We start from the raw sequence: 11,800 nt of genomic DNA on the forward strand, positions 1-11,800 counted from the left end.
AGTTCCGCCAGCAAGGTCGCCGTCTGGGTCTCGCGGATCTTGAGGTCCAGGCCTGGAATGGCCGTCTGCAACAGCGGCAGAAGGCGTGGCAGCATGTAGGGCGCGACCGAGGGAATGATGCCCAGCACCAGCCGCTGCGCCCGATCGCCACGGCGTTCGCGGGCGAAGTCCTCCAGGTCCTTGACCCCGGCGCTGAGCGCCCGCGCGCGTTCGGCCAGGGCCACGCCTTCCTCGGTCAGCACCGCCCCGCCCCGGCCCCGTTCGACCAGCGGTAGGTCGAGCTCGGCTTCGAGTTCCTTGATCTGCATGGAGAGCGCCGGCTGGGTCACATGACAGGCGGCGGCGGCGCGTCCGAAATGGCCGTGCTCGGCCAGGGCGGCGAGGTAGCGAAGCTGTCTCAAGGTCGGCATGCCGATAAGCTAGCCTGATGTCCAATGGCTGTGAACTGATTAGACCTGATCGCCCTCAAGGCGGATCGTCCTCTCAAGCTTCAGGAGGAACGGCCATGACCGAGAGACTGACCACCACGGCGGGCGCGCCGATCGCCGACAATCAGAACTCGCTCAGCGCGGGGCCAAGGGGTCCGCTCCTGATGCAGGACTATCAGCTGATGGAGAAACTGGCCCACCAGAACCGCGAGCGCATCGCAGAGCGCGTGGTCCACGCCAAGGGGTCGGCCGCCTACGGCACCTTCAAGGTAACCCAGGACATCAGCCGCTACTCCAAGGCCGGCCTGTTCAGCGAGATCGGCAAGGAGACCGAGGTGCTGCTGCGGTTCTCCACCGTGGCCGGCGAACGCGGCGCGGCCGACGCCGAGCGCGACGTGCGCGGCTTCGCCCTGAAGTTCTATACGCAAGAGGGCAACTGGGACCTGGTGGGCAACAACACCCCGGTGTTCTTCATCCGCGACCCGATGAAGTTCCCCGACTTCATCCGCACCCAGAAGCGCCACCCGGTGAGCAACCTGCGCTCGCCGACCGCCATGTGGGACTTCTGGAGCCTGTCTCCGGAGAGCCTGCACCAGGTGACGATCCTGTTCTCGGATCGCGGCCAGCCCGACGGCTACCGGTTCATGCACGGCTTCGGCAGCCACACCTATTCGCTGTTCAACGCGGCGGGCGAACGCCACTGGGTCAAGTTCCACTTCAAGAACATGGCCGGGATCCGCAACCTCACCAATGAGGTGGCCAGCGCCACCATCGCCGCCGACCGCGAGAGCGCCCAGCGCGACCTGTTCGAAGCCATCGAGGGCGGCGACTATCCCCGCTGGAAGGTCTGCGTGCAGATCATGACCGAGGACGAAGCGGAGGCGACATCCTACGATCCGTTCGACCTGACCAAGGTCTGGCCGCATGCCGAGTTCCCGCTGATCGAGGTGGGCGTCCTGGAGCTGAACCGTAATCCGGACAACTACTTCGCCGAGGTGGAGCAGGCCTCCTTCAGCCCGTCGAACATCGTGCCCGGTTTCGGCTTCTCGCCCGACAAGGTGCTGCAGGGCCGGCTGTTCGCCTATGCCGACGCCCACCGCTACCGGATCGGGACCCACTACGAGGCCCTGCCGGTGAACCGCCCGAAATCGCCGGTCGCCCACTACCATCTGGACGGCGCCATGCGCTTCGACGCGCCCGGCCGCACCGACGCCTACTACGAGCCCAACTCCTTCGACGGGCCAAGGGAGGACCCGAGCGTGGCCGAGCCGCCGCTGCGCATCGCCGGCGACGCCGACCGCTTCAACCACCGCGCCGGCAATGACGACTACACCCAGCCGGGGAACCTCTTCCGCCTGATGAGCCCGCAGCAGCAGGCGTTGCTGATGGACAACATCGCCGCCGCCATGGCCCCGGTCCCCGAGGCGATCCAGCGCCGCCAGGTCGATCACTTCCGCCGCGCCGACCCGGCCTATGGTCAGGGCGTCGCCCAGCGGTTGGGCCTGGCCTTCGCGGAAGGCTCGGTGGCCGCCGAGTAGCGCGGCCCGTCCGTCAGTCGTCCGTCTCCCGGTGCTTGGTTCTCTGGCGCATGTCTTTCTGCCGCTGGATCCAGACCTTTCGCGCCTGGGAGGCGGCGGCCGGGTTCTCCTTGCGGTCCAGGTGGGCCAGCTCGCGTTGCAGCTTGCCGTAGGCCTCCCAGCGCTCCGCATCGAGTTCCCCGCTTTCCAGCGCGGCGCGGACCGCGCAGCCAGGCTCGGCGACATGCTTGCAGTCGCGGAACTTGCACTGCGCGGCCAACGCTTCCACCTCGCCTTCGAGGTCGCCGAACGCCGTGGCGAGACCCGCGTCGGCGTTCCAAAGGCCAAGCTCACGCATGCCTGGGGTGTCCAGCATCAAGCCGCCGCTAGGCAGCAGAACCAGCTCCCGGTGGGTGGTGGTGTGGCGGCCGCGCGCGTCGTCCTCGCGGATTTCCTGGGTCTCCATCAGCTCCTGGCCGGCCAGCGCATTGACCAGGGTCGACTTTCCCACGCCAGAGGATCCCAGCAGCACGGCGGTCTTGCCCGGCGCCAAGAGGGCTGAGAGGCCTGCGATCCCCTCCCCCGTCACCGCCGAGACCGCATGGACCTCGACGCCATAGGCCACGGCGCGGATCTCCTCGATCAGGGGCTCGGGGTCGGCGCAGGTGTCGAGCTTGGTCAGCACCACCACCGGCTGGGCGCCGCTCTCCCACGCCGTGGCGAGGTAACGCTCGATCCGCCGGGCATTGAGGTCGGCGTTGAGCGAGGCGACCAGCAGGGCCAGGTCTATATTGGCCGCCACCACCTGGGCCCGGCCGCCGTTGGGTTCGCGGCGGACGAAGCTGGTGGCGCGGGGCAGCAGGGCCTGGATCATGACCGGCCCTTTCTCGACCGGCGGGGTGCAGGCCACCCAGTCGCCGGCCACGGGGTATCCGCCGGCCTCGGCCTCGAAGTGGAAGCGGCCGGAGAGTTCACCGGCGACCTCGCCGGTCGCGATGACCAGCCCGTAGTGGCCGCGTTGTTGAACGGTGACCCGGCCCGGGATCAGCCCGCGGGCGGCGTGGTCATGGAAGAGGCGCTGGAGCGGTTCGCTCCAGCCATATGTGTCGAGCAAAGCTGGACATCCTTGGATCGGAAAGCCTGGTCAGGCGCGGCCCAGGAGCCCGAGATATCAGGCGAGCCTATAGGCGGCGCGGCGAGGGGCGCGGATGAGGACAGTCATGTCGAAACCCCTCCTTTCCGATCAGTGGAAGTGAGCGAAGGCTAGGCGCGGTGGCCGCGAGCGTCAAGGAATCGCGCTCAGCCCTGACCATTCAGGAACGCACGCGCGGCGTCGGAGGCGGTGAGCAGCATGTCCGTGATCTCGCCGTCATAGGCGCTCAGCGCGCTGATCGCGCCGACCGAGACCAGGCCCGCGACCACGGCGTAGATCACCATGGTGGAGCCGCCAGTCTGCGATAGGAACGATCTCAGATCAGGTCGCGCAGCCAGGCGACGAGCGGCGCGTCGGCCGGCGGCATCGGATAGTCGGCGAGTTTCGCGGGTTTCACCCATGCGACAGCCTCGTGTTCCTTGGCCGTCACAAAGCCTTCCCAGCGACGGACAAGATACAGTGGCATCATGAGGTGAAAGCTTTCGTAACCGTGGCTGGCGAACACGAAGGGCGCCAGGCAGGCATGGGTGACCTTGATCCCCAGCTCTTCGTCCAACTCGCGGATCAGGCATTCCTCCGGGGTCTCGCCGGGTTCGACCTTGCCGCCGGGAAACTCCCACAGGCCGGCGAGCTGCTTGCCCTGCGGCCGCTGGCAGATCAGCACCCGCCCGTCGGAGTCGATCAGGGCGGCGGCGGCCACGAGAAGCAGGGGTTTGGGCGCGTTCATGGCGCTTCCTCGCCGCCCAGGGCGCGAAAGGCAACAGATCGGTTTAGCTTGACTTTCGGCGGCGCACCGGCCATGTCCCCGCTGCGCTGCAGCAATCGCGGCGATATCGGTGCTCCAGCCGCGTGATGGATCCTAAGTCGGGTTCAGCCTGTCGAGCGCCCTGAAGAGATCGCATAGATCGCCCCGCCACGCGGGGGCAATCCCCAAACTGACCCGCGACCCCGCGACCCTTGGCAGAGCCGAGAGGCCGCGATTGGCGCATACGTGAAAGATATCGTTTTGACCAAGTTCACCGACCTCGGCCTCGACAAGTCCCTGCTGAAGGCCCTGGCCGACGAAGGCTATACGGTTCCCACCCCGATCCAGGCGCAAGCCATCCCCGGGGTGATGAGCGGCCGCGACCTGCTGGGCATCGCCCAGACCGGCACCGGCAAGACCGCCGCCTTCGCCCTCCCCATCCTGCATCGCCTCGCCGCCGACCGTAAGCCCGCGCCCCGCCGCGGCTGCCGCGTGCTGGTGCTTTCCCCCACCCGCGAACTCGCCACTCAGATCGGCGAGAGCTTCAAGACCTATGGCAAGCACATGGGCGTCTCCGTCGCCGTCGTGTTCGGCGGCGTGAAGTACGGCGGCCAGATGCGCGCCCTGGCCGGCGGCGTCGACGTGCTGGTGGCCACCCCCGGCCGTCTGATCGACCACCTCGGCGAGAAGACGATCACCCTGGGCGGCGTGGAGATCTTCGTCCTCGACGAGGCCGACCAGATGCTGGACATGGGCTTCATCCTGCCGATCCGCCGGATCGTGAAGTACCTGCCGAAGGATCGGCAGAACCTGTTCTTCTCCGCCACCATGCCCACCGAGATCGGCAAGCTGGCCGGCGAACTGCTGAACCCCAACCCGCACAAGGTCGCCGTGGCGCCGGAATCGACCACGGTCGAGCGCGTGAAGCAGAAGGTGATCTTCGTTGAGACGGCGCGGAAGCGCGCCCTGCTCTGCGAACTGTTCGCCGAACCCAAGTTCAAGCGCGTCATCGTCTTCACCCGCACCAAGCGCGGCGCCGACCGGGTGGCCAAGTCTCTGGAAGCCGCCGGCGTCGAGGCCGCGGCCATCCACGGCGACAAGAGCCAGGGCCAGCGCGAACGCTCGCTGGCCTCGTTCAAGGCCGGTGAAGTCCGCGCCCTGGTGGCCACGGATATCGCGGCCCGCGGCATCGACATCGACGCGGTCAGCCACGTGGTCCAGTACGAGCTGCCCAACGTGCCGGAATCCTACGTCCACCGGATCGGGCGCACCGCGCGCGCCGGCGCCGACGGCACCGCCGTGGCCTTCTGCGCCGACGACGAACGCAACCTGTTGCGCGACATCCAGAAGGTCACGCGCCAGACCATCCCGGCCGAGGACCGCCGCAACGATCGCGGCCTGCATGTCATGACCCAGGCCATGCCGGAAGTGGCCGCCGAGCGCGCCGAAGCCGGCCGCAAGAACAACGGCGGCGACCGTGGCCAACGCAAGCCCCAGGGCCGCAGTGACCTGCCGGGCGGCCTGCGCGCCCAGCGCAACCGTCCCAGCAACGGCGGCGGTCAGCGCCAGGGTCAGGGCGGCGGTGGTCGTCATGATGGCGGCGGTCGCAAGACCGGCGAACGCGCCTCGACCACGCCCATCAGCCAGGCGGCCTTCAAGGGCCCGAAGCGCGAGGGCGCCGCGGCCCCGGCCAAGCGCTGGACCCCGCTCGACTAGGCGCGCTTGCGGCGCGCTCCTCTGAGGATCAAGCTCGCTCCCAACCATAAGACGGGGGCGAGACACATGGGCTTCTTCAGGGGCGTGGCCTTGCTGGCCGGACTGTCGGCGGCCGGCGCCGCCATGGCGCAGGACGCCAAGGTGACCCGGCTGGTTCCGGGGTCGGACTTCCACGGCGTTCATGGCATCCGGTTCAGCCCGACCGGCGAGCTCTACGCCGGCAGCGTCGCGGGCCAGAGCCTCTACAGCGTCGATCTCGCCACGGGGAAGGCCAAGCTCCTGGTTGGTCCGCCGCAGGGCATGGCCGACGACATGGCCTTTGGCCCCGGGGGCCAGGTGGTGTGGACGGCGATCTCCGACAACATCGTCTACAGCCGCCGCGGGTCCGGGCCCGTGGAGGTGCTGGAGAAGGATCTCGTCAGCATCAACTCCATCACCTTCAGCCGCGACGGAAAGCGGCTGTTCGCCGCCCAGGTGTTCGGCGGCGACGCCCTCTGGGAGCTTGACCCCGCCGGCAAGACGCCGCGTCGCATGATCCGCGAGGGCATGGGCGGCTTCAACAGCTTCGCCGCCGGCCCCGACGGCTGGCTCTACGGGCCCCTGTGGTTCAAGGGCCAGGTGGTGAAAATCAATCCGGACACCGGCGACATGGTCGTGGTCGCCGACGGCTTCGACACCCCGGCCGCCGCCAAGTTCGACTCCAAGGACAGGCTCTACGCCATCGACACCCACCTGGGTGAGCTGATCGCGATCGACATCAAGACCCGGACCAAGACCAAGGTCGCCCAGCTCTCCACCGCGCTCGACAATCTGGCCATCGATGCGAAGGACCAGATCGTGGTCTCCAACATGGCCGACAACGGCCTGCAGATGGTCGACCCGGCCACGGGCGCGATGCGCCAGGTGATGAAGGGCGCGCTCGCCTTCCCCGCCGACATCGCGGTGGCCAGCGACGGCGGCAAGGAGAGCCTGTTCGTCGCCGACGTCTTTTCCTACCGCGGGGTGGACGGGGGAACCGGCGCCGTGCGCGACATCGCCCGAGTCCACACCAAGGGCAGCAAGCTGGAATACCCCACCGGAGTCAGCGTCGGCCCCGATCGCGTGGTTCTGGCCAGCGCCCCCACGGGAGCGGTGCTGGTCTATGACCGCCACACGGGCCAGGCGCTCTCCGTTATGCACGGCTTCAAGTCGCCGTCCGACGCCCTGGAGCTGGCCGACGGCTCGATCCTCGTGGCCGAGCTGGCCAGCGGCGACCTGGTCAGGGCCAAGGGCGACCAGCGCACGACATTGGCCGGCGGCCTGGCGGCGCCCGCCAGCCTGGCCCTGGGACCGGACGGCGGCGTCTACGTGGCCGAGGTGGCCGGCGGGCGCATCACTCGCGTCGACCTGGCCACCGGCGCCAAGACCGTGGTCACCAAGGACCTCGACCTTCCCAAGGCCGTGGCGCTAGGGCCCGGCGGACACCTGGCGGTGCTGGAGGTCGGCGCGCGGCGGGTGGTCTCCATCGACCCCAAGACGGGCGCCGTGAGCGTGGTCGCCAAGGACCTTCCGCTGGGCCTGGTCACCAAGCCCTTCCCCTTGGCCGGCGGGATCGCCGTCGGGCCTTCGGGCGCCATCTATGTGACCTCGGACCTCGAGAACGCGATCTACAAGATCACGCGCTAGGGCGCCGGCGTCGGCTTCAGCTTCCGCTCGAAGAAGTCGAGCGTGGTCCGCGCGCGATGCAGCCGGTTGGCCTGGGTCCAGCCGGCGCGGTGGCGCAGGCCGGGATAGGTCATCAGCTCGAAGGTCGTGCCCATCTGTTGAAGGGCGGCCATGGCCTTGGTCGAGTTGTCGAAGGTGACGTTGTCGTCGGCCATGCCGTGCATGATCATCAGCACGCCGGGCTTCAGCTTGCCGAGCCGGGCCGTGACCTCGCCGTTCGCGTAGCCGGCGGCGTTGTCGGCCGTCGTGCCCATGTAGCGCTCGGTGTAGTGGGTATCGTAGAGCGACCAGTCGACCACCGGCGCCCCGGCCACCCCCGCCGCATAGGGCGAATTCTCGGCCGTCAGCACCATCATCGTCATGTAGCCGCCGTTGGACCAGCCGGTGATGCCGATGCGCGCCGGGTCGACGTAGGGCAGCGACGTCAGGTGCGTCACGCCCGCGAGCTGGTCCTCGACCTCGACCTTGCCCATGCGCCGGTCGATGGCGGTCTTGAAGGCCACCGAGCGGTTGGGCGTGCCGCGGTTGTCGAGGCTGAAGAGGATTTAGCCCGCCTCCAGCAGAAGCTGGTCCTCGGGCGATCGCCAGGTCTTCGACACCAGGGCGCCGGCCGGGCCGCCATAGACCTGAACGATCACGGGATGGCGCTTGGCCGGATCGAAGCCCGGCGGGGTGCGCATCGACCACCAGAGGTCCTGGCCGTCGGCGGCCTTGATGGTCCCGAATGAGGCCTCGCGCAAACGCTCGGCAAAGGGATGGTAGGGATGTCCGGCCACCAGCCGGTTCTCCTCGATCCAGCGCACCCGGGTTCCGTCAGCCTTGTGGAAGCCGGTCTGGGGCGGCGTGCGCGGGTCCTGGTAGGTGGCGGCGAAGGCCTTGCCCGACTGGGCCACGTCGGCCCGCCACCAGCCGCCGCCCGAGGTCAGCGCCTTGGGCTCGGCCGGCGCCTTGTAGGACACCTCATAGATCCGACGCTCGACCGGCGAGTCCTTGCTGGCGCCGAAGATCGCCACGCCGCGCGCCTCATCGACGCCCTCCAGAACGTCCACCGGCCACTCGCCCTGGGTGACCTGGCGCACCAGGGCGCCGTCGGCCTTGTGGAGGTAAAGGTGGCGATTCCCCGACCGCTCCGAGGACCACAGGAAGCTCCCATCCTTCAGCGGCTTGAAGTCGTCGGTGATGTCGACCCAGTGGGGGCTGGTCTCGGTGAGGATCACCTTGGCCGCCCCGGTGGCCGGATCGACGGCCAGGATGTCCAGCCGCCGCTGGTCGCGGCTCTGGCGCTGGACGTAGAGGGTCTTGCCATCCTTGGCCCAGGTCACCCGGGCCAGATAGATGTCGACCTCCTCGCCCAGGTCGACCTTGGTCCGCGCGCCGGTGGCCACGTCGGCGACGTAGAGGTCCACCTTGGCGTTGGGCCGCCCAACGCGGGGATAGCGCTGGCGCACGATGGTTGCGCCGACCGCGTTGACGTCCAGCCGCTCCACCACGTCGACGCCGGTCTGGTCGACGAAGGTCAACGCGATCCTGGTTTCGTCGGGGCTCCACCAGTATCCGGTCGAGCGGCTCATCTCCTCCTGGGCGATGAACTCGGCCGTGGCCCAGCTCTTCAACTCCTCGCCGCCGGTGGTCAAGGCGCGGTCCGCGCCGCCGCCGGCCGGCATGACAAAGAGATTGTCGTCTCGCACGAACGAGACGAACGAGCCCTTCGGCGAGACCTTGGCGTCGATCTCGTCGCCGGGCGTCTGGGTCAATTGAGCGATCCGCCCGCCCTTCACCGTGTACAGGAAGAGGTCGCCTTCCACCGGGACCAGGATGAACCGGCCCTGATCGTCCCAGGCATAGTCCACCACGCCGCGGGTCTGGACGCCCTGGCGTTCGCGGCGGCTCTTCTCGGCCTCGGAAAGAACCTTGTCCCTGGGAGCCAGGGCCCGAGCGTCGATCAGCAGGTGCGGCGCGCCACCCTTGACGTCGGCGATCCACAGGTCGGTCATCCGCTGGTCGTCGGCCTTGGCGCGCAGATATGTCACCGCCGAGCCGTCGGGCGAGACTTTCACGCCACGCGCGATCGGTCCCGACAGGTCGGGATCGGCGAACACCCGTTCTGGGGTCAGTTTTTCAGCTTGAGCCACGCCACACGCCATAAGGGCCACGATCAAGCCCCCCGCCACAAATTTCATGCCCGCTCCGATAAGCCTGGGGGGCGGAAGCTACCAGAGGGCGGCGCCCTGGCAAGGGTGTCGGCTCAGGAGCGGTAGTCGCCGTTGATGGCGACATACTGCTTGGTCAGATCGCAGGTCCAAACCGTGGCCACGCCACGGCCGACGCCCACGTCGACGCTGACCTCCAACTCCTGGTTCTTCATATAGGCGCTCATCTTCGCCTCGTCGTAGGTGGGCGAGATCAACCCGTCCTGGGCGGCGATCAACGGTCCGAACTGCACCTTCACCCGGTCGCGGTCGATGGGCTCGTCGGCCCGGCCCACGGCCATGACGATCCGGCCCCAGTTGGCGTCCTCGCCGGCGAAGGCGGTCTTGACCAGCGGGCTCTCGGCGATGGTCCGCGCGATCTTGCGGGCCGAGGCCGGGCTCTCGGCGCCGGTCACGGTGATCTTGACGAACTTGCTGGCGCCCTCCCCGTCCCGAACGAGTTGCAGCGCCAGGTCCAACAGCACGGCTTCAAGCTTGTCGCGGAAGTCCGCGAGGCGGCGGTCGCCGGCGCGGGTGATGTTCGGCGCGCCCGACTGCCCGGTGGCGAAGAGCAGCAGGGTGTCATTGGTGGAGCGGTCGCCGTCGACCGTCACGCAGTTGAAGGTGGTGCGGGTATAGAGGCTGGCCAGGGTCTGCAGAGCCGTGGGCGAGATCGCCGCGTCGGTGGCCACGAAGGCCAGCATGGTCGCCATATCCGGCGCGATCATCCCCGAACCTTTGCAGATGCCGGCGATGCGGACCTTCTCTCCGTCGATCAGCGCCTCGGCGTAGGCGCCCTTCGGGAAGGTGTCGGTGGTCATGATGGCGTTGGCCGCCCCGGCCCATCCGTCGTCGGTGAGCTTGTGCTCCACTTCCGGCAGGCGATGCGTGATCTTGGCGTCGTCCAGCAGCACGCCAATCACCCCGGTCGAGGCCACCATCACGTCGCGCTGGCGGCAGTCGAAACGCTTGGCGACGGCCGAGGCCACCCGGCGAACCGCGTCGGCGCCCGGCTTGCCGGTAAAGGAATTGGCGCAGCCGGCGTTGACCACCAGGGCGCGAACGTCGGCGCCCATGGTCGCCTCCAGGTGCTTCTTGCACCAGTCCACCGGCGCCGAGCCGATGCCGTGGCGGGTGAACACGCCGGCCGCCGAGGTGCCCCGCGCGAACCGCATGACCAGCAGGTCGTCGCGCTCGTGCTTGTAGAAGCCGGCCCGGCCGGTGGCGAGTTGCACCCCCGGGATCGGCGGCATCTTCGGGAACGGGACGGCCAGGGGCGAAACCGGCAAGGCGGCCTTGGCGGCGGGGACGGCGGCGGCGGGCTTCTCCACGACCTGCTTGTCGGCCCGCTTCGCCGCGGCGCGCTTCAGGGCGCTGGTCAAGGGATCCAGCGCGCGCTCGAGGGTCTGGCCCATCACCTCCACGGGGATCGCGGCGACATCCAGCGCCTTGGCGCCGGGCGTCTTTTTCACGGGCGTCTTGGCGGCGGGCTTGGGGGCGGGCTTACGGGTCATTTGGCGACGGCCTTGGCGGGAGGAGCCTTGTCGGAAACGGTGGCGGAGGTCGGAGCGCCCGGCGCGGCCGTGGGCGCGTCGGCGGGCTCCTTGGGTTGACCGGGCACATCCTGCGGTGCGCGGATCAGGGTCTGTATCTTGGCGCGGCTGCGCAGCTTTTCCAGCAGGTCGCGAACCTGGTCATAGGTCAGGAACCGAACGATCTGTGGGCGCGCGGACTCAAAGGTGATGGGCTGCTCCAGCCGCCGGTCCTCGACCTTGACCACGGCGAAGCCGCCGTCGATGGCGAACGGCCCGACCACCTGCCCGACCTTGGCGGCCTTCAGATTGGTCTCGTAGGCCTCGGGCATGACGTCGGTGGTGAAGTAGCCGAGGTCGCCGCCATTGAACCGAGTGGCCGCGTCGGTCGAACGTTCCATGGCCAGGGCCTCGAAGGACGCGCCGGTGGTCAGCAGCTTCTTGATCGCCTCGGCGTCCACCGCCGTCGCCACGACGATCTGCCGGGCGCGGATTTCTTCAGACTGCTTCGCCAGCTTGAGCTGTTCCTGGTAGAGCCCGCGGATGGCGTTGTCGTTGACGGCGTCGCTGACCACGCTCTCCACCAGCATGTCGCCCAGGATCCGCTCGCGCGCCGCGGCCAGCCGCTTCTGGGCGATCGGATCCTTGTCCAGCTTGCGCTTCAAGGCTTCCGAGGCCAGCAGCTTCTGGTCGACCACCTCGTCCAGCACCCGGCGGAACAGGTCCGACGAGGCGTCCAGCGGCTCGCCCTCCCCGATCAGGCCCTGGGCCACCGCCTCGCGCTTGACGTCGGACGTCCACACGGTCTTGCCGTCG

The 11,800-nt window shown here is 68.6% G+C and carries 11 protein-coding genes; 3 read left to right on the plus strand and 8 right to left on the minus strand.

The window, feature by feature from the left end:
* Positions 1 to 410, minus strand: a 410-nt coding sequence (locus tag RMO04_RS03480) for a LysR family transcriptional regulator (RefSeq protein ID WP_309643404.1), incomplete at its 3' end; no start/stop codon positions are given.
* A gap of 95 nt (positions 411 to 505) precedes the next feature.
* Here RMO04_RS03480 and RMO04_RS03485 point away from each other — a divergent pair.
* Complete coding sequence (locus tag RMO04_RS03485; RefSeq protein ID WP_309643405.1) at positions 506 to 1,966, plus strand: catalase; 1,461 nt, start codon at positions 506 to 508, stop codon at positions 1,964 to 1,966.
* Between the two features lie 13 nt (positions 1,967 to 1,979).
* Here RMO04_RS03485 and rsgA read toward each other — a convergent pair whose 3' ends face one another.
* From rsgA to mutT, 3 genes are all read right to left on the minus strand, one after another.
* The gene (gene rsgA, locus RMO04_RS03490) at positions 1,980 to 3,059 is read right to left on the minus strand and encodes a ribosome small subunit-dependent GTPase A (RefSeq protein ID WP_309643406.1); all 1,080 of its coding nucleotides are present in this window, start codon (positions 3,057 to 3,059) and stop codon (positions 1,980 to 1,982) included.
* Positions 3,060 to 3,244: 185 nt separating this feature from the next.
* Positions 3,245 to 3,382: a hypothetical protein gene (locus RMO04_RS03495; RefSeq protein ID WP_309643407.1), complete on the minus strand. Its 138-nt coding sequence runs from the start codon at positions 3,380 to 3,382 to the stop codon at positions 3,245 to 3,247.
* Positions 3,383 to 3,414: 32 nt separating this feature from the next.
* On the minus strand, positions 3,415 to 3,825 hold the full coding sequence (gene mutT, locus RMO04_RS03500) for an 8-oxo-dGTP diphosphatase MutT (protein WP_309643408.1): 411 nt from the start codon (positions 3,823 to 3,825) through the stop codon (positions 3,415 to 3,417).
* A gap of 279 nt (positions 3,826 to 4,104) precedes the next feature.
* Here mutT and RMO04_RS03505 point away from each other — a divergent pair, with 279 nt between their 5' ends.
* Positions 4,105 to 5,559, plus strand: a complete 1,455-nt coding sequence (locus tag RMO04_RS03505) for a DEAD/DEAH box helicase (protein ID WP_309643412.1) — start codon at positions 4,105 to 4,107, stop codon at positions 5,557 to 5,559.
* A 66-nt stretch (positions 5,560 to 5,625) separates the two neighbouring features.
* Positions 5,626 to 7,224: a hypothetical protein gene (locus RMO04_RS03510; RefSeq protein ID WP_309643409.1), complete on the plus strand. Its 1,599-nt coding sequence runs from the start codon at positions 5,626 to 5,628 to the stop codon at positions 7,222 to 7,224.
* Here the strand turns inward: RMO04_RS03510 and RMO04_RS03515 are convergent.
* The 4 genes from RMO04_RS03515 to RMO04_RS03530 all read right to left on the minus strand — a co-directional run.
* The gene (locus tag RMO04_RS03515; RefSeq protein ID WP_309643413.1) at positions 7,221 to 7,808 is read right to left on the minus strand and encodes a S9 family peptidase; all 588 of its coding nucleotides are present in this window, start codon (positions 7,806 to 7,808) and stop codon (positions 7,221 to 7,223) included. The two genes, RMO04_RS03510 and RMO04_RS03515, sit on opposite strands and share 4 nt — an antisense overlap.
* Positions 7,809 to 9,395 carry a DPP IV N-terminal domain-containing protein gene (locus RMO04_RS03520; RefSeq protein ID WP_309643410.1) on the minus strand — a complete coding sequence of 529 codons (1,587 nt, stop codon included), beginning with the start codon at positions 9,393 to 9,395 and terminating at the stop codon, positions 7,809 to 7,811.
* A gap of 113 nt (positions 9,396 to 9,508) precedes the next feature.
* Positions 9,509 to 10,867 (minus strand): bifunctional glutamate N-acetyltransferase/amino-acid acetyltransferase ArgJ, encoded by a 1,359-nt coding sequence (gene argJ / locus RMO04_RS03525; protein ID WP_309643414.1) that lies wholly within the window; start codon positions 10,865 to 10,867, stop codon positions 9,509 to 9,511.
* A 95-nt stretch (positions 10,868 to 10,962) separates the two neighbouring features.
* Positions 10,963 to 11,800, minus strand: an 838-nt coding sequence (locus RMO04_RS03530) for a peptidyl-prolyl cis-trans isomerase (RefSeq protein WP_309643411.1), incomplete at its 5' end; no start/stop codon positions are given.

The organism is Phenylobacterium sp. (assembly GCF_031412415.1).
Lineage (GTDB): Bacteria > Pseudomonadota > Alphaproteobacteria > Caulobacterales > Caulobacteraceae > Phenylobacterium.

Bases quoted from the DNA above. Each gene is read 5' to 3' on its own strand.
- RMO04_RS03495 (WP_309643407.1), bottom strand. From the start codon at position 3,382: ATGGTGATCTACGCCGTGGTCGCGGGCCTGGTCTCGGTCGGCGCGATC.
- mutT (WP_309643408.1), bottom strand. From the start codon at position 3,825: ATGAACGCGCCCAAACCCCTGCTTCTCGTGGCCGCCGCCGCCCTGATC.
- RMO04_RS03485 (WP_309643405.1), top strand. From the start codon at position 506: ATGACCGAGAGACTGACCACCACGGCGGGCGCGCCGATCGCCGACAAT.
- argJ (WP_309643414.1), bottom strand. From the start codon at position 10,867: ATGGGCCAGACCCTCGAGCGCGCGCTGGATCCCTTGACCAGCGCCCTG.
- RMO04_RS03510 (WP_309643409.1), top strand. From the start codon at position 5,626: ATGGGCTTCTTCAGGGGCGTGGCCTTGCTGGCCGGACTGTCGGCGGCC.